Source organism: Shinella sp. WSC3-e, assembly GCF_945994535.1.
GTDB classification, from domain to species: Bacteria; Pseudomonadota; Alphaproteobacteria; order Rhizobiales; family Rhizobiaceae; genus Shinella; species Shinella yambaruensis.
Genome location: NZ_OZ000530.1, coordinates 4,134,699 through 4,151,913, shown reverse-complemented (window position 1 = coordinate 4,151,913; position 17,215 = coordinate 4,134,699). Strand labels below are relative to the sequence as shown.

Below are 17,215 nucleotides of genomic sequence, written 5' to 3'. Positions count from 1 at the left end.
CGGCTAGGAGGGGTGCATGACAAGCGAACTCGCCCCCTTCCGCACCGCGATCGTCGCGCTTCATCCCGATCTGGCGGATGCCGCCTTCCGGCTGCTGCCGGGCGGCTGGCATTCGCGTGCGGTGGCGGTGGACGAGCGCCGCGTCTTCAAGTTCCCGCAGGGCGAGGCGGCGGAGCGGGCGCTGCGCCGCGAGGCCTCCATCCTCGCCGCCATCCGCCCGCACCTTGCGATGCGCGTTCCGGGCCTTCGCCTCCACGAGGGCGCGCCGCTCTTTTCCGAACACGCGATCATCCCCGGCGACCACCTGGAAACCGCACGCTACGAGACGCTGCCGGAGACGGCGCGAGGGGCGCTCGGCGAGACGCTCGCCCGCTTCTATGCGCAGCTGCACGCCCTCCCCCGCCCGCTGATGGAGGCGGCCGGCGCGCGGCCGGTCGAGCGCTGGCTGGATGCCGATGCCATCGCGGCAAGGGCCCTGCCGCTGCTGCCGGAAGACCTCTTTGGCTTTGCGAACGAAACCCTTTCCGGCTGGCGCGCGCTCCCGCCGGATCCCCACGGCGAAACCTACGGCTTCTTCGACGGCCACGGCTGGAACATGGCCTTCGACCACGCCGCCGGACGGCTCAACGGCATCTACGATTTCGCCGATTCCGGTTTCGGCCCGCTGCACCAGGACTTCATCTACACGAACTTCATCAGCCCCGACCTCACCGCCCGGATCGCGGACGGCTACGAGCGGCTGACGGGCCGGACGCTCGATCGTGGCCGCATCCACCTCCTGACCGGCGTGCACCGGCTCTGGGAACTCGCGGCTCTTGCCGAGGCGCCGGAGCACCATGCGACGATGATCGCCTCCGTCGCCGCCTGGGCGGCGCGTCAGTAGGGCAGGCCCACATAGTTTTCCGCCAGCACCGTTTCGGCCGCGCGGGAATGGGTGAGATAGTCGAGCTCGGCCTCCTGGATCTTCTCGTCGAAATCGCCGGTCCCGGGAAAACGGTGCAGCATGCTTGTCATCCACCAGGAGAAGCGCACGGCCTTCCAGACCCGGGCGAGCGCCCTTGCCGAATAGGCGTCAAGGCCGGCCCCGGAGCGCTCCCGGTAGTGCTCCAGGAGGCCCGAGAAGAGATAGTGCACGTCGCTTGCGGCAAGGTTCAGCCCCTTGGCGCCCGTCGGCGGCACGATATGGGCGGCGTCGCCGACGAGGAACAGCCGGCCGAACCGCATCGGCTCGGCGACGAAGGAGCGCAACGGCGCGATCGACGTCTCGAAGCTCGGCCCGGTGACCAGCGCCTCGCCGTGATGGGCGGGAAGGCGGCGGCGCAGCTCGTCCCAGAAGCGCGCATCGGGCCAGGCCTCGATCCTCTCGTCGAGCGCGCACTGGAGATAGTAGCGGCTGCGGGTCGGCGAGCGCATGGAACAGAGGGCGAAGCCGCGCGGATGGTTGGCATAGACCAGCTCCTCGCTGACCGGCGGCACCTCGGCGAGAAGGCCGAGCCAGCCGAAGGGATAGACCTTCTCGAAGGTGCGGATCGCCTGTTCCGGCACGGCCTTGCGGCTGGCGCCGTGGAAGCCGTCGCAGCCGGCGATGAAGTCGCAGTCGATCCGGTGGGTGGCGCCGTCCTTCTCGTAGGTGACGCAGGGCGCCGCGCCGTCGAAGGCGTGCGGCGTGACATTCGCCGCTTCGTGGATGGTCAACCGGCCGTCGGCTTCCCGCTGCTCGATGAGGTCGCACGTCAGCTCCGTCTGGCCATAGACCATGACGCGCTTGCCGCCGGTGAGATCGAAAAGGTCGATGCGGTGGTCGCGGCCGTCGAAGGCGAGCGAGAAGCCGTCATGCGGCAGGCCCTCGGCATGCATGCGCGCACCGACGCCGGCCTTGTCGAGCAGCGCGACCGTGCCCTCCTCCAGCACGCCGGCCCGCACACGGCCGAGGATATGCGCGCGGCTCGACCGGTCGAGGATCGCCGTCTCGATGCCGGCATTGCCGAGCAGCTGGCCGAGCAACAGGCCCGACGGACCCGACCCGATGATGACGACCTGAACGCGCATAGTGACCTCCCGAACTGGCATTTCGCAAATTGTCGGCGGGAAGGGCGGCGCCGGGCAATGGACGGATCGGCCATGAACTTGTACAAATCGAACATCGCAAGACAGCGGCACCAGGATGAAGCGACCGGCCCCGACCTACGATCTCTATGGCGAAAAGGCCGGAAACGGTCCGGATTTCTGGTTGCACTGCGAAACGATCCCCTCGCGCAGCAGCCTGCATCGCTATGAGATCGGCCTGCACCGGCACGAGAGCTTCTTCCAGATCCTGTATATTTCCGCCGGTTCGGGCGATGCGCTGTTCGAGGACCGGCGCTTGACGCTGGCCCCGCCCGCCATCGCCACGGTGCCGCCGGCGCTCGACCACGGCTTCCGGTTTTCCCGCGATGTCGACGGCCATGTCTTCACCCTGCTCGCCTCGCACCTGCGCCTTGCCGGCGAGGCCGGGCGCTTCGTTTCCGAGCCGCGCGTGACGCCGCTCGATCCCGGCGATGCGGACGGCGCCTTCGTGCTTTCGACGCTCGGGCGGCTTGCCGCCGAATGGACGACGCGGCGAAGCGGGCGCACCGACCTGATGCAGGCCTATCTGGTCTCGGTGCTGACGCTTGCCGCACGGCTCTGGAGCCGGGGCGAGACGGCAGGCGACGCCGGCGAGGCGGCGCGGCGCATGGAGCACCTCAACGGGTTGATCCAGCAGCATTTCCGCGGCCAGAAGCCGGCCGGTTTCTATGCCGGCGAACTCGGCATCTCGCCGACGCATCTCAACCGCATCGTCAAGGCCGCGACGGGCCTGACGGCCCACGCCTATATCGGCCGCAAGCTGATCGACGAGGCGAAGCGCGAACTCGTCTTCACCGAGGCGCCGGCGCAGGAGATCGCGCTTGGCCTCGGTTTTGCCGACCCCGCCTATTTTTCCCGCTACTTCCTGCGCGAGACCGGCGAGACGCCGCGCGCCTGGCGGCTGCGGGAGCGGGCGCGGCTTTCCGCTCAGGCGTCGGAATAACGCTCCTCGGCCCAGGGATCGCCGCGCATGTGATAGCCGTTGCGCTCCCAGAACCCGGCCTGGTCACCGGGCAGGAAATCGATGCGCGTCAGCCACTTGGCGCTCTTCCAGAAATAGAGATGCGGCACGACGAGGCGCATCGGCCCGCCATGCTCGACGGAGAGCGGCCGGCCCTCCCAATGGGTGGCGAGGATGGCGTCCTCGGCGGCGAAATCGGCAAGCGGCAGGTTTGTCGTATAGCCGTCATAGCTCGTCAGCATGACGAAATTCGCCTCCGGCCGCGGCATGACGCGGTCGAGCAGGTCGCGCGTGGCGACACCCTCCCAGCGGTTGTCGTAGCGCGACCAGGTGGTCACGCAATGGATGTCGGAAAGTCTTTGGCTCTGCGGCAGCGCCAGGAACTCCGCCCAGCCGAAGGATTGCGGGTTTTCCGCGCCGCCCTTCACATCGAGCCGCCAGCTTTCCGGGCGGATCACCGGCTGCTGGCCGAGATCGAGCACCGGCCAGTTCGTCACGAGATGCTGGCCCGGCGGCAGGCGGTCGGTCCCGGGCCGGGAAACACGGCCCGTGAGGAACCTGCCCTCGTCCGCCCAGCGGCGTTTCGTGCGGGTGAGCTTGCTGTCGTCGTCGCTCATGGCGGCCTCCTGCTGCGGTGCAAAAGGTGGGGCCGCGACCTTGCTTCTGTCAAGATCGGCTCCCGGCAGGGCCGGTTGGCACATCCGCGCAGGGCCAGCCCCAGAACCGCTGCGCACGTTTGCCGGCATTGCTCCAGCTTCTTGCTTTTGCCGCATTGTCCGACGCCGAAGCGACGTCGCTTCGGCTGGAAATGCTTTAGGCGAGCACCGGCCGCAGCGCTGCCTGCACCTCGCGCATTGCCGGCAGGTAGCGCGTCACCATGTCCTCCGCCGAGGCATGGGCCGCCGGGGCGCCGATATTGAGTGCGGCGACGACGCGGCCACGGGCATTTTCCAGCGGCACGGCGATGGAGCGCAGCCCGATCTCCAGCTCCTGGTCGATCAGGGCAAAGCCGTTCTGCCGCACCCGGGCGAATTCCTCCATCAGCGCTTCCGGCTCCGTCTTCGTGTAGGGGGTGTTCGCCTTGCGGTCGGAGGCCTCGACGATCGCCCGCGCCTCGGCTTCCGGGAGCGCCGCCAGGAGCACGCGGCCCATCGAGGCGCAATAGGCCGGCAGGCGCGAGCCCGGCGTCAGGTTGATCGACATGACCCGCTTCTGCGCCGCGCGCGCCACATAGACGATCTCCACCCCGTCCAGCACGGAAACGGAGGCGCTCTGGCCGACCTTCTCCGAGAGCTGGTCGAGATAGGGCTGCACCAGCCGCGGCAGGGGCGTCGCCGAGAGATAGGCATGGCCGAGGCGCAGGATCTTCGGCGTCAGCTCGAAGAACTTGCCGTCATAGGCGGCATAACCGAGCTCGGCCAGCGTCAAGAGGCAGCGCCGCGCCGTCGCCCGGTCGAGGCCGGTCTCCTTCGAGACATCCGTGATGGTGAGGCGGGGCTTTGCCTCGCCGAAGGCCTCGATGACCGTCAGCCCCTTGGCGAACCCCCCGACGAAATCCGTTTCCCGCATTGTTGTCTCCTCTCGGCCAGCCGGCCCGGCTTGTGCATGTTGCAGGGCACCCCGCCTCCATTCTGTCTCCGCCCTCTCCTCCGTCATGCCCGGGCCTGACCCGAGCATCCACGGCCACGGGTGCCGCGTGAATCCTCGGCTCAAGGCCGAGGGTGACGGCGGAACGTGCAGTGAGCGACGCGCCGCATCCATAACGCTTCCATTTATTTTGTGCGATATATGAACAAAAGTCAATTATCGCACAAACCGGATTGTCGATTTCCCCGTTTGGATTTACCTCTGTTGCCGACAACGGGAGATTTTGCATGGACAAGACCCTCAGCAGTCTTGAGGCCGCCGTATCGTGCATCGGCGACGGCTCGGTCGTGATGATTGGCGGCTTCGGCGGCTCGGGCGCACCGATCGAGCTGATCCACGCCCTGATCGACAGGGGTCCGAAGGACCTCACCGTCATCAACAACAATGCCGGCAACGGCCGCATCGGCATTGCCGCGATGATCGACGCCGGCATGGTCAGGAAGATGATCTGCTCCTTCCCGCGCTCGACCGATCCGCGCGCCTTCACCGACCGGTATCTCGCCGGAAAGATCGAGTTGGAGCTGGTGCCGCAGGGCACGCTCGCCGAGCGCATCCGCGCCGGCGGCGCCGGCATCCCCGCCTTCTACACGCCGACGAGCTACGGCACGGAGCTCGCTAAGGGCAAGCCGGTCGCCGAATTCGACGGCCGCATGTACGTGCAGGAGCGCTGGCTGAAGGCGGATGTCGCGCTGATCAAGGCGCATGTCGGCGATACGCACGGCAACCTCACCTACAACAAGGCTGCCCGCAATTTCAGCCCGCTGATGTGCATGGCCGCGGCGAAGACCATCGTGCAGGTCTCGAAGCTGGTGCCGCCCGGCGGCATCGACCCCGAGCATGTCGTCACCCCCGGCATCTTTGTCGACGGCCTCGTCGAGGTTGCCGATCCCAAGCAGGAAGAAGACCTCATCCGCGCAGGAGTGGCCTACGCATGACCGTCGATACGCACCCCATGAACACCCGCGAGGACATAAAACTCTCCAACGCCCAGATCGCCTGGCGCGCCGCACAGGACATTTTCGACGGCGCCTATGTCAACCTCGGCATCGGTTTCCCGGAAATGGTCGCCCGCTACCAGCCCGAGGGTCGGTCGGCGATCTTCCACACGGAGAACGGCATCCTCGACTTCGGCGAGGCCCCGCCGGAAGGCGAGGAGGACTGGGACCTGATCAATGCCGGCAAGAAGGCCGTGACGCTGAAGCCGGGTTCGGCCTTCTTCCACCATGCCGACAGCTTTGCCATGGTGCGCGGCGGCCATCTCGACGTCGCCATCCTCGGCGCCTACCAGGTGGCCGAGAACGGCGACCTCGCCAACTGGCGCGTCGGCTCCAAGGGCGTTCCGGCCGTCGGCGGGGCGATGGACCTCGTGCATGGCGCAAAACAGGTCGTCGTCATCACCGAGCACGTCACCAGGAACGGCGAGCCGAAGCTCGTCGAGCGCTGCACCTTCCCGCTCACCGGCGTCGGCTGCATCACCCGCATCTATACCAGCCATGCCGTCATCGACGTTTCGGGCGGCCGCTTCGTGCTGCGCGAGAAGCTGCCGGGCATGACGGTCGAGGAGCTGCAGGCGATGACCGGCACGAAACTGCATGTCGACGGCGATGTCGCCGATCTCGTCGTGCCGCAACTCTAGAACAGTGTTGTACGCACTTCCGGCCGCAAAGCCGCTACGCACGTCTGCTGGAACTGCTTGAGGGGAACACCATGGCTGAGGCCTATATCTGCGACTACATCCGCACGCCCATCGGCCGCTTCGGCGGTGCGCTTTCCTCCGTGCGTGCCGATGATCTCGGCGCCATCCCGCTGAAGGCGCTGATGGCGCGCAATGCCGGCATCGACTGGGAGGCCGTCGACGACGTCATCTTCGGCTGCGCCAACCAGGCGGGCGAGGACAACCGCAATGTCGCCCGCATGTCCGCGCTCTTGGCGGGCCTGCCCGTCTCCGTCTCCGGCACGACGATCAACCGCCTCTGCGGCTCCGGCATGGACGCGGTCATCGCCGCCGCCCGCGCCATCAAGGCCGGCGAGGCGGAGCTTTTCATCGCCGGCGGCGTGGAGAGCATGAGCCGCGCGCCCTTCGTCATGCCCAAGGCGGAGACGGCCTTCTCGCGCAATGCCGAGATCCACGACACCACCATCGGCTGGCGCTTCGTCAATCCCGTGATGAAGAAGCAGTACGGCGTCGATTCCATGCCGGAGACCGGCGAGAACGTCGCCGAGGATTTTTCCATCTCGCGTGAGGACCAGGACGCCTTCGCCGTTCGCTCGCAGGCGAAAGCTGCCGCCGCGCAGGCGAACGGGCGGCTGGCAAGGGAGATCACCCCCGTCACCATCCCGCAGCGGAAGGGCGATCCGGTCGTGGTCGAGAAGGACGAGCATCCGCGCGCGACGACCATCGAGGCGCTCGCCAGGCTCGGAACACCCTTCAGGAAGGAAGGCGGCACGGTGACGGCGGGCAATGCGTCGGGTGTCAACGACGGCGCGGCGGCGCTGGTCATCGCCTCGGAAGCGGCGGTCAAGAAGTACGGCCTCACCCCCATCGCCCGCATCCTCGGCGGCGCGATGGCAGGTGTACCGCCGCGCATCATGGGCATCGGCCCGGTCGCGGCCACGCAGCGCCTCTGCGCCCGCCTCGGCCTCACACCCGCCGACTTCGACGTGATCGAACTCAACGAGGCCTTCGCCTCCCAGGGCCTGGCGACGCTCCGCGCTCTCGGCATTGCCGACGACGCCGGCCACGTCAATCCGAACGGCGGCGCCATCGCGCTGGGCCACCCGCTCGGCATGTCCGGCGCCCGCATCACCGGCACCGCAGCGCTGGAACTCAGCCTCACCGGAAAGAAACGATCGCTCTCCACCATGTGCATCGGCGTCGGGCAGGGCATCGCCGTCGCGCTCGAACGGGTCTGACGGACGTTCACCACTCTTGCCGCCGCCGCGAGCCCCCCTCTGCCCTGCCGGGCATCTCCCTCAAGGGGGGGAGATTGAATGGGGGACCGTCTCGCCCACCTTCAGCGGTGCCGGTTAAGCAAGGTTTTCGCGTCTTGCCAATCTCCCCCTTGAGGGGGAGATGCCCGGCAGGGCAGAGGGGGGTAGATCGGGCCACCGCGGCGCTCCTCCCCTCACGCAAGTCTTGCCCCAGGCAATCCAACATTGACAGCACCTCCGGGCTCCTGCACCCATGCGGACCGTACTTCTCGCATCGATGACGGGTCCGCCATGTCCAAGACCACCCGCGCCACCCAGGCCCTTGCCAAGGCCGGCGTTTCCTTCACCGTCCATACCTACGACTACGACCCCGATGCCGACCGCGTCGGCATCCAGGCGGCCGAGGCGCTGGGGGAGGATCCGGGCCGGGTGCTGAAGACGCTGATGGCGGAGGTGGACGGCAAGCCGGTCTGCGTCATCGTGCCGTCGGACCGCGAGGTCAGCATGAAGAAGCTGGCGAGCGCCTTCAGGGGCAAGTCGGCCAACATGATGAAGCCGGCGGATGCCGAGCGGCTGACGGGCTTCGTCGTCGGCGGCATCAGCCCGTTCGGCCAGAAGAAGCCGGTGCCGGCCGCGATCGAGGAGGCGGCGCTGGTCCATGACCGGGTCTACATGAACGGCGGGCAGCGCGGCCTGCAGGTGCGCCTTGCCCCGCGCGACGCGCTGGCGGCGCTGAAGGCGATCGCCGCAGCCGTCATCGCCTGATTGCGCCTTCTCTTTCGGCGCCGGGCACACTAAGTTTCCTTCATCCGAAGAGAACAGACAGGCATGCCATGACCTATCCCGCCAATTCCGCCCCCGCCGTCGATCCGCAAAAGCTCGACAAGCTCGCCGAAGTCGCCGTGCGTGTCGGCCTTCAGCTCCAGAAGGGGCAGGATCTCGTGATGACGGCGCCCATCGCCGCCCTGCCGCTCGCCCGCCTCATCACCAAGCACGCCTATAAGGCGGGCGCCGGCCTCGTCAGCACCTTCTATGCCGACGAGGAAGCGACGCTCGCCCGCTACCACCATGCGCCCGACGAAAGCTTCGACCGGGCCAGCGACTGGCTCTACGAGGGCATGGCCAAGGCCTATGCCAACGGCGCCGCGCGCCTTGCCATTGCCGGCGACAACCCGATGCTGCTCTCCGGCGAGGACCCGGCCAAGGTCGCGCGCGCCAACAAGGCGAATTCCATGGCCTACAAGCCCGCGCTGGAGAAGATCGCCAATTTCGACATCAACTGGAACATCGTCTCCTATCCGAACCCGTCCTGGGCCAGGCAGGTATTCCCGAACGACCCGGAAGACGTGGCGGTCGAAAAGCTCGCCAATGCCATCTTCGCCGCCTCGCGCGTCGACGTCGCCGATCCCGTCGCCGCCTGGGCGGCGCACAATGCGGGCCTTGCCAGGCGCTCGGCCTGGCTGAACGGCGAGCGCTTTGCCGCGCTGCACTTCACGGGGCCGGGCACGGACCTCACCGTGGGGCTGGCGGACGGCCACGAATGGCACGGCGGCGCCTCGACGGCCAAGAACGGCATCACCTGCAACCCGAACATCCCGACGGAAGAGGTCTTCACCACGCCGCATGCCCTGCGCGTCGAGGGCCATGTCTCCTCCACCAAGCCGCTCTCCCACCAGGGCACGCTGATCGACGACATCCAGGTGCGCTTCGAGGGCGGCCGGATCGTCGAGGCGAAGGCATCGAAGGGCGAGGCGGTGCTGAACAAGGTGCTGGACACCGACGAGGGCGCGCGCCGGCTCGGCGAGGTCGCCCTCGTGCCGCATTCCTCGCCGATCTCGGAAAGCGGCATCCTCTTCTACAACACGCTGTTCGACGAGAACGCCTCCTGCCATATCGCGCTCGGCCAGTGCTATTCGAAATGCTTCCTCAACGGGGCGAGCCTGACGCCGGATCAGATCCGCGCGCAGGGCGGCAATGAAAGCCTCATCCATATCGACTGGATGATCGGCTCGGACAAGGTGGACATCGACGGCGTGCGCGCCGATGGCAGCCGCGTTCCCGTCATGCGCGGCGGCGAGTGGGCATGACCCATCTCGGCGTGATCGGCGGCGGCGGATGGCTGGCCGGGGCCCTGCTCCGGCCGGTGCTGGCCGACCGTCTCGTCATGCCGGCCGAACTCGTGCTGTCCTCGCGCTCGGGCAACATTTCAGGCTTCGAGGCCTGGCCGGGCGTGCACATGACGACGGACAACGCGATCCTCGTCGATGCCTGCGACATCATCGTCCTGTCCGTGCGCCCCGGCGATCTCGACGAGATCGACGTCGACCTGCGCGGGCGCTTCGTCATCTCCGTCATGGCGGGGGTGACGGTGGAGGAAATCGGCGACCGTTTCGGTGCCCGGCGCATCGTGCGGGCGATGCCGAATGCCTGCGCCGAGCAGCGCCTCTCCTTCACGCCCTGGTGCATGACCGACGACGTGCGCGATCCGGAGGCGGATTTCGCGCGGCGCTTCTTTGCCGCCTCGGGCCGGCCGCATTTCATCACCGACGAGCAGGAACTCGACTATTTCACCGCGCTCACCGGATCGGGCGCGGCCTTTCCGGCGCTGATGGCGGATGCGATGATCCGCCATGCGATCGAGGCTGGCATCGGCCCGGAGACGGCGGTCCTTGCGGTGCGCCAGCTCTTCCTCGGCGCCGCCACGCAGATGGCGAGCGTCAGCGACACGCCGGCCGATATCGTGGAGCTGTTCATGGAGTACCATGGCACCACGGCGGCCGGACTTTCCGCGATGATCGACGCCGATCTCGCCCATGCCGTCTTCAGCGGGCTGACGGCCGCGCGCCGGCGGGCGCAGGACGGCGCGGACTGACCTTGCCCGGCGCCGGGCGGGCGGCCTGGGCCTGCTGGCTGAGCCAAACGCTTCCAAGCACCACGATCATGCCGACGACCTGCAGGAGGCCGAGATCCTGCCCGAGCAGCACCCAGCCGAGCACGACGGCGACGAGGGGGCTCAGGAAGCCGAGCGGCGAGATCGTCGCCGGGTCGAGCCGTGCGAGGCCGCGGAACCACACGATATAGGTGAGCGCCGCGCCGATCAGGCCGAGATAGAGGAAACCGAGCAGGTTTTCCGCCGTCGGCGCCGGCAGGGCCGGCTCGAACCAGAGCGCCACCGGCACCAGCAGCAGGCCGCCCGCGGTGAGCTGCCATGCGGTGAAGGTGAGCGGCGGCACCGGCGGCTTCCAATGGTGCGACAGCACCGTGCCGAAGGCCATGGCGACCGCGCCGGCAAGACCAGCGGCAATCCCGATCGGATCGAGGGCCGCCGAGGGCGTCAGCACCAGCAGCGCCACCCCGCCGATGCCGGCAAGGCCGGCGAAGACGGCGAGCGGCCGCACCGCCGTGCCGATCACGGCGCGGGAAAGCCCGAGCACGATCAGCGGCTGGATGGCGCCGACCGTCGCGGCGACCCCGCCCGGCAGGCGATAGGCCGAGACGAACAGCATCGCCCAGAAGAACGAGAAGTTCAGCGCGCCGAGCAGGACGGTCCGCGGCCACCACACACCCTGCGGCAGGCACCGGACGAGGAGAAGCAGGAGAAGCCCCGCCGGCAGCGCCCGCAGCATGGCGACGGTGAGCGGATAGCCGGCCGGCAGAAGCTCTGTGGTGACGATATAGGTGCTGCCCCAGATGGCCGGGGCGGTCGCGGTGAGAAGGACGTCGGAGGCGCGGGACATAATTATCTCCAAACAAAGAATCTTGATGTCAAGATATATCATTTTATCTTGACGTCAAGACAACGGCGCCGTTAAGTCGCGCCATGGATCACGTCGACAGAATTCTCGCCCAGTGGAACCGCGAACGGCCGGACCTCGATGTCGAGCCGATGGGCCTGCTCGGCCGCCTCGCGCGGCTACGCACCCATCTTGCCCGGGAAACCGAGAAGGCGCTGGCGGCGCACGGGCTGAACGCCGCGAGCTTCGACGTGCTGGCGACCCTGCGCCGCGCCGGTCCGCCCTACCGGCTTTCGCCGGGTGACCTGCTCGCCACCACCATGGTCAGCTCGGGCACGATGACCAACCGGCTCGACCAGCTCGAAAAGGCGGGCCTCATCGAACGCGCGCACAATCCCGAGGACCGGCGCAGCGTCATCATCGCGCTGACGCCGAAGGGTTTCGCGCTGGTCGATGCGGCGGTGACGGCCCATGTGGAGAACCAGCATCGCCTGCTGGAGGCGCTCGGCACGGAAGACCGCGCGGCGCTGGACGGCCTGTTGCGAAAGTTCCTGGCCGCGTTCGAATAGCACAGTTCCGCATTTCTCCGACGCCGGACCGCTTGGCACCTTTGCTGGAATTGCTCCCGGTCAGATGCGGCCGGCGAGCCGCTCGACCCGCGCAAGATGCGCCTTGCGTTTTTCCTCGCTCGCGCGGTCCATGTCGTGCAGGCTCACCATCCTGAAATCGAGGCCCTTGGCGCAGAAGGCGGCGATGCCGCGCTTCAGGAGCCGCTTCACCGGATTGCCCATGTAGAGATGCACCACCCACCAGGGCGAGCCGGTCGTGGTGAACGCCCAGAACAGGCGGATATTGCCGAGCCGCGGCTGGATGCGCCCGCCGGCCGGATCGTTCTCGAAGGCGACGCCGGGCGCGAACACCCGGTCGAAGAAGCCCTTCAGGATGGCCGGGAAATTGAACCACCATTGCGGAAAGACGAGCACCAGCCCCTCCGCCTCTTTCAGGCGGGAAACGAAAGGTTCGGCTTCGGACGGGTCGTAGCCCGGTTCGAAGTAGCGGGCGCGCTCGGACGGCGTCAGGCGCGGGTCGAAGCCCTCGCGGTAGAGGTCGAGCAGATCGACCGCATGGCCGTTCGCCTCCAGCCGCCGCCGCACCGTGCCGGCGACGCTTGCGGCGAAACTTTCCTCCAGCGGATGGGCGAGCACGAGCAGGATGCGCATGCCGGCCTCAGAACAGCGAGCCCTGGCGGGGCGCGGGCTTCTCCTCCGCCTCGCCCTTCGCGGCCTTCCTGCGCGGCGGCGTGCCGCCGCCCGCGCCGGTGACGGCGTCCACCGTGCCGTCGGCGAACTCGATGGCGATGGTGCGGCCGGGGCCGAGGCCGGCGGCGCCCTTCACCGGCGCGCCCTCCTCGTCGCGCACCAGCGCGTAGCCGCGCTTCAGCACGTTGCGGTAGGAGAGCGATTGCAGCATGCGGTCCTGCGCCTGCAGGAGGGCGCGGCGGCGGGCGAGATCGCCGGCGAGCGCGCTCTCGGCGCGCAGCGCAAGGCCCGACAGGCGGTCGCGCGCCCGGCCGGTCTGCGCGGCGATGCGGGCGGGCGTCGCGCGCAGCGAGACGTCGAAGGCGGCGAGGCGCGCGCGGAGCTGGTCGAGCCGGCGCTCGACGATGCGTTCGGCGCGCTGCAGGCGGTCGGCGACGCGCTGGCGGCGCTCGGCGATGCGGGTGAGCAGCATGTCGGGCCGCAGATGCGCCGCCGTGCGCTCGAAGGCGCGGCGCTTGCCCGCCGTGTTCATCTGCAGGCCGCGGCCAAGGCCCGCCGCTGCCTCGTCGAACCGGCGGCGCGGCAGGGCGAGGAGCTGGTCGAGCGAGGGCAGCGCCCGGGCGAGCGCGCGAACGCCCTGCCGGCGGCTGTCCATCTGGCGCGCCGTGGCGCCGCGCAGGCGCGCGGTGAGCGAGGCGACCTCCGCATCGAGATCGGCCTTCACCGGCACCGCCATTTCGGCAGCCCCCGTCGGCGTCGGCGCACGGCGGTCGGCGGCGTGGTCGATCAGCGTCCAATCCGTCTCGTGGCCGACGGCGGAGATGAGCGGGATCGTCGAGGCGGCCGCGGCGCGCACGACGATCTCGTCGTTGAAGCTCCAGAGGTCCTCCAGGCTGCCGCCGCCGCGCGCGACGATCAGCACGTCCGGCCGCGGCACCGCCCCGCCGGGCGCAAAAGCGTTGAAGCCCTCGATGGCCGCGGCGACTTCCTGCCCCGAGCCCTCCCCCTGGACCTTGACCGGCCAGACGACGACATGGACCGGGAAGCGGTCGGCGATGCGGTGCAGGATGTCACGGATGACGGCGCCCGTCGGCGAGGTGACGACGCCGATCACCTTCGGCAGGAACGGCAGCGGCCTCTTGCGCTCCGCATCGAAGAGGCCTTCGGCGGCGAGCTTGCGGCGGCGCTCCTCGAGCAGCGCCATCAGCGCGCCGGCCCCGGCCGGCTCCAGCGCCTCGATGACGATCTGGTATTTCGAGGAGCCGGGGAAGGTGGTGATCTTGCCCGTCGCGATCACCTCCATGCCCTCTTCCGGCTTGAAGCGCAGGCGCGAGAAGCTGCCCTTCCAGATCACCGCGTCGATGCGCGCGCGATCGTCCTTCAGCGAGAAATAGGCGTGGCCCGAGGAATGCGGGCCGCGATAGCCGGAGATCTCGCCGCGCACGCGCACCTGGTCGAAGGCCTGCTCGACCGTGCGCTTGATGGAGCCGGAAAGCTCCGACACCGAATATTCGGCAAGATTGCTGGGCGAATCAGTCTCGGGGAAAAAGCTCATGCGGCAAAGTGTAGTGCGTTTGCCGGCGGATGACAGGGTGCCGCGGCCGGCATCCCCAGCCCACTTCGCCGTTCCCCCGCGCTATTCGGGCCTCACCCGGTAAAGACGCAGCACGGCGCCCTGCGTGGCTTCGACCGGTTCGAGATAGGCCGGCACCTCGCCCTTCAGGAGGCTGGCATAGAGCCCCTGCGGCTCCGCGTCGGCGATCAGGTTCGTCTGGGCGTTGCGCGGGCAGAAGGCGAGCAGCGTCACATCGGCGCCGCGCAGGAACGCTTCGGCCTGCCGGGGATTGGACAGGCCGATATGCAGTTCCGTCAGCATGCCGCCCTGGTTGCGGTGGTAGGGCGCCGAGAGCACGCGGTGGCCGGTGAAGCGCAGGATCGGCGCACCGAGATCCGAGACGGCGGCGACCACGCCGACCGGCTCGCGGGCGAGCGGCGCCAGCACGGCCTCGTCGGTGCAGGAGGGCGGCTTCGCGCCCGCCGTAAACTGGGCGCGCAGCACGTCGCCCGACTGGCCGGGCAAGAGCGCGCCGGCAAGCGCCCAGGTGGCGGGCGTCGAGGCAAGCGTCAGGCCGGCAAAGGCAAGGCCGAGCTTCAGGTTCTTCGGCTGCGCATTGGCAGCCCTGCGCAGCTGGGCGATCATCCGGCCGAGCGGGATGGCCGCGAGCCCGTAGACGAAGATCGCGCCGCGGATCTGGATGATCGAGACGGCGAAGGCGACGACCAGCAGCGCAAGCAGGATCAGGTGCATCTCGGCGGCTTCGCGGCGACGCACGCTCCAGAGGCAGGCGGCGATGGCGAGAAGGCCGGTGGCGTAGAAGCTGGCGATCGAGGCGGGATCGAGGCGGAACTGGGCGGCGGCCGACTGGGCCTCGATGACCATGTCGAGCCAGAAGGTCTTCAGCAGCGGGTCGAGCGCGTCGAGCGGATTGGCAAGGCATCCGGGCGCGATCAGCAGCACCGCGGCGGCAACGACGCCGCCCGCGCCCGCAAGCGCGGCAAGCCGGCCGTAGAACGGCCAGGCGCTCGCCAGCGATGCCGTCAGGAACAGCGTGCCGCCGCCCAGCGTCGCCAGCGCGTAGAAACCGTAGGACAGGCTGTCGCAGGTCACCTGCGTATAGCGCGACGGCGCGACGGTCGCGAAGAAGGCGCCGGTCACCGTCAGGGCGAGGGCGAGGCTGAAGGCGGTGGCCGCGTCGCGGAAGGCACGGCCGTGCCAGGCCCAGCGCAGGGCGACGACGAGGCAGACCGCGCCGATCAGCGGCGTCGTTTCCGCGCCGATGGCGATGGCAAAGCCGGCAAGCACGCCCGCAATGGCATGGTCGCGCGCCCGCATGTCGGGCGAGAGCAGCATCGCCGCAATGCCGGTCACCAGCGCGATCTGCACGTTGTGATGGTCGATCGAGCCGGGCTGGAAGCGATTGAGCGACACGACGAGGATGGCGGTCAGGACCAGCGTCGCATGCATCGCCATGGTGCCGCCCAGCCGGTAGCCGGCAAGCCCCGCGCCGAAGAGCACCGGCACGACGAGGAAGGACGGCCAGACCGCGAGCGCCAGCGCCTCGGCCTGCCGCTGGCCGGCGAAAAGCGAGAAGAAGCTGATCAGGTTGGCGATCGGCAGGTCGACGAAGCGCGACCAGTGCATGGGCGTGCCGCCCGCAAGGCCGAGACGGTACTGCGTCGTGTCGAACCAGCTCTGCCCGGCCAGGAGGTCACGCACCACGACGAGCCGCATCGCATCGTCATTGTCCGCCCCGACATAGTCGCTCGCGAAGGGCAGCGACAGCGCGAGCAGCACCGCGATCGTCAGCAGGCTGTAGAAGGCGAGCACGCGCCAGGTCATCCCGGTGCGCCCGGCAGGCGCGTCCCCGGTTGCGAACGGCAGGGCCGCAGGCATGGATTTCGACACGTTTCGCCCCTTCGTCCGTCATTGGAAGCCAGCCGAAACCTAGCCTTAACCTTCTCAAGAAATAGTAAAACCGTGGGTCGCATGAGGCCGCCCCGCACGGGAGAATGCACGCCATGACGGAAGCCTTGCTGGAAGACCTTGAGATCGCCGTGCTGCTGCCCTGCTACAACGAGGCGCAGACGATCGGCGACGTCGTGAGCGGTTTCCGCGCCGCGCTGCCCTCAGCCCGCATCTATGTCTACGACAACAACTCCACGGATTCGACCGCGCTGCGCGCGGCGCTGGCCGGCGCGACCGTCGTGCGCGAACGCCGCCAGGGCAAGGGCAACGTGGTGCGCCGCATGTTCTCCGACATCGAGGCCGACATCTACATCATGGCCGACGGCGACGGCACCTATGCCGCCTCCGACGCGCCCGAGCTCATCCGCACGCTGATCACCGAGGGTGCCGACATGGTGGTCGGCACGCGCCGCGGTGTTACCGCCGACGCCGGCCGGCAGGGCCACGCCTTCGGCAACCGCATCTTCAACACCCTCTTCCGCTCGCTGTTCGGCAACGATTTCTCCGACATCTTCTCCGGCTACCGCGCCTTCTCGCGCCGGTTCGCCAAGAGCTTCCCGGCCGTTTCCGGCGGCTTCGAGATCGAGACGGAAATGTCGGTGCACGCCTCGCGCCTGCGCATGCCGATCGCCGAGCTGGAACTCGACTACGGCCGGCGGCCGGAGGGCTCGCATTCGAAGCTCTCGACCTTCAAGGACGGCGCGAAGATCCTCTGGATGTTCGCCATGCTGATGAAGGAGACGCGGCCCTTCGTGTTCTTCGGCACGATCAGCGGCCTCTTCATGGCGGCAAGCCTCACCTTCATGGCGCCGGTTCTGGCGGCCTATTTCCGCACCGGCCTCGTCGAGCGCATGCCGACCTGGGTGTTCTCGCTCGCCCTGATGATGATCTCGTTCCTCGTCTTCTCCGCCGGCCTCATCCTCGATTCCCTGGCGCGCGCCAGAGCCGAGCAGCTGCGCATCCACTACATGAACCAGTCCGCCGGCCGGTACGTCCGCACCGCCCGCAAGGCGGACAAGGCGGCGCGGCATCTCGCGGCCTGATCGAACGG

17 protein-coding genes are annotated in these 17,215 nt (G+C 68.5%); 10 read left to right on the top strand and 7 right to left on the bottom strand.

Going from position 1 to position 17,215, the window contains the following annotated elements:
* Positions 1-16: 16 nt before the first annotated feature.
* Positions 17-883 carry a phosphotransferase family protein gene (locus tag AABF56_RS20345; protein ID WP_272807322.1) on the top strand — a complete coding sequence of 289 codons (867 nt, stop codon included), beginning with the start codon at positions 17-19 and terminating at the stop codon, positions 881-883.
* Here the strand turns inward: AABF56_RS20345 and pobA are convergent.
* Positions 877-2,049: a 4-hydroxybenzoate 3-monooxygenase gene (pobA, locus tag AABF56_RS20340; protein WP_272807321.1), complete on the bottom strand. Its 1,173-nt coding sequence runs from the start codon at positions 2,047-2,049 to the stop codon at positions 877-879. The genes AABF56_RS20345 and pobA overlap by 7 nt on opposite strands.
* Positions 2,050-2,164: 115 nt before the next feature.
* Between pobA and AABF56_RS20335 the strand changes: the two genes are divergently transcribed.
* Positions 2,165-3,049, top strand: coding sequence for a helix-turn-helix domain-containing protein (locus AABF56_RS20335; protein ID WP_272807320.1), 885 nt, complete (start codon positions 2,165-2,167; stop codon positions 3,047-3,049).
* Here AABF56_RS20335 and AABF56_RS20330 read toward each other — a convergent pair.
* Together AABF56_RS20330 and AABF56_RS20325 are read right to left on the bottom strand one after the other, a co-directional pair.
* A complete protein-coding gene (locus AABF56_RS20330) occupies positions 3,034-3,684 on the bottom strand; it encodes a sulfite oxidase-like oxidoreductase (protein WP_245083282.1) in 651 nt (216 codons plus the stop codon). The two genes, AABF56_RS20335 and AABF56_RS20330, sit on opposite strands and share 16 nt — an antisense overlap.
* Positions 3,685-3,880: 196 nt before the next feature.
* Positions 3,881-4,636: an IclR family transcriptional regulator gene (locus tag AABF56_RS20325; protein WP_245083279.1), complete on the bottom strand. Its 756-nt coding sequence runs from the start codon at positions 4,634-4,636 to the stop codon at positions 3,881-3,883.
* Between the two features lie 305 nt (positions 4,637-4,941).
* Between AABF56_RS20325 and AABF56_RS20320 the strand changes: the two genes are divergently transcribed.
* From AABF56_RS20320 to AABF56_RS20295, 6 genes are all read left to right on the top strand, one after another.
* On the top strand, positions 4,942-5,649 hold the full coding sequence (locus AABF56_RS20320; protein ID WP_272807319.1) for a 3-oxoacid CoA-transferase subunit A: 708 nt from the start codon (positions 4,942-4,944) through the stop codon (positions 5,647-5,649).
* Positions 5,646-6,350 (top strand): CoA transferase subunit B, encoded by a 705-nt coding sequence (locus AABF56_RS20315; protein WP_272804776.1) that lies wholly within the window; start codon positions 5,646-5,648, stop codon positions 6,348-6,350. Before AABF56_RS20320 ends, AABF56_RS20315 begins: the two co-directional genes overlap by 4 nt.
* 71 nt (positions 6,351-6,421) lie before the next feature.
* Entirely contained in the window at positions 6,422-7,627 is a 1,206-nt protein-coding gene (gene pcaF / locus AABF56_RS20310) for a 3-oxoadipyl-CoA thiolase (RefSeq protein WP_272804777.1), read from the top strand.
* 309 nt (positions 7,628-7,936) lie between these two features.
* Complete coding sequence (gene ybaK / locus AABF56_RS20305; RefSeq protein ID WP_272807318.1) at positions 7,937-8,410, top strand: Cys-tRNA(Pro) deacylase; 474 nt, start codon at positions 7,937-7,939, stop codon at positions 8,408-8,410.
* A 68-nt stretch (positions 8,411-8,478) separates the two neighbouring features.
* The gene (locus AABF56_RS20300; protein WP_272807317.1) at positions 8,479-9,732 is read left to right on the top strand and encodes an aminopeptidase; all 1,254 of its coding nucleotides are present in this window, start codon (positions 8,479-8,481) and stop codon (positions 9,730-9,732) included.
* A complete protein-coding gene (locus AABF56_RS20295; RefSeq protein WP_272807316.1) occupies positions 9,729-10,517 on the top strand; it encodes a pyrroline-5-carboxylate reductase family protein in 789 nt (262 codons plus the stop codon). The genes AABF56_RS20300 and AABF56_RS20295 overlap by 4 nt, the downstream gene beginning before the upstream one ends.
* On the opposite strand, the gene AABF56_RS20290 is transcribed toward AABF56_RS20295, so the two are convergent.
* Positions 10,468-11,382, bottom strand: coding sequence for an EamA family transporter (locus AABF56_RS20290; protein WP_443021139.1), 915 nt, complete (start codon positions 11,380-11,382; stop codon positions 10,468-10,470). The two genes, AABF56_RS20295 and AABF56_RS20290, sit on opposite strands and share 50 nt — an antisense overlap.
* An 83-nt stretch (positions 11,383-11,465) precedes the next feature.
* Between AABF56_RS20290 and AABF56_RS20285 the strand changes: the two genes are divergently transcribed.
* On the top strand, positions 11,466-11,948 hold the full coding sequence (locus AABF56_RS20285) for a MarR family winged helix-turn-helix transcriptional regulator (protein WP_272807314.1): 483 nt from the start codon (positions 11,466-11,468) through the stop codon (positions 11,946-11,948).
* 60 nt (positions 11,949-12,008) lie between these two features.
* Here AABF56_RS20285 and AABF56_RS20280 read toward each other — a convergent pair whose 3' ends face one another.
* The 3 genes from AABF56_RS20280 to AABF56_RS20270 form a co-directional block, all read right to left on the bottom strand.
* Positions 12,009-12,599 (bottom strand): NAD(P)H-dependent oxidoreductase, encoded by a 591-nt coding sequence (locus AABF56_RS20280; protein ID WP_272807313.1) that lies wholly within the window; start codon positions 12,597-12,599, stop codon positions 12,009-12,011.
* Positions 12,600-12,606: 7 nt separating this feature from the next.
* Positions 12,607-14,193 carry an exodeoxyribonuclease VII large subunit gene (xseA, locus tag AABF56_RS20275; RefSeq protein ID WP_272807312.1) on the bottom strand — a complete coding sequence of 529 codons (1,587 nt, stop codon included), beginning with the start codon at positions 14,191-14,193 and terminating at the stop codon, positions 12,607-12,609.
* Between the two features lie 81 nt (positions 14,194-14,274).
* On the bottom strand, positions 14,275-16,092 hold the full coding sequence (locus AABF56_RS20270; protein WP_443021167.1) for a hypothetical protein: 1,818 nt from the start codon (positions 16,090-16,092) through the stop codon (positions 14,275-14,277).
* 125 nt (positions 16,093-16,217) lie between these two features.
* Between AABF56_RS20270 and AABF56_RS20265 the strand changes: the two genes are divergently transcribed.
* Positions 16,218-17,207 (top strand): glycosyltransferase, encoded by a 990-nt coding sequence (locus AABF56_RS20265; RefSeq protein WP_272807310.1) that lies wholly within the window; start codon positions 16,218-16,220, stop codon positions 17,205-17,207.
* Positions 17,208-17,215 lie beyond the last annotated feature (8 nt).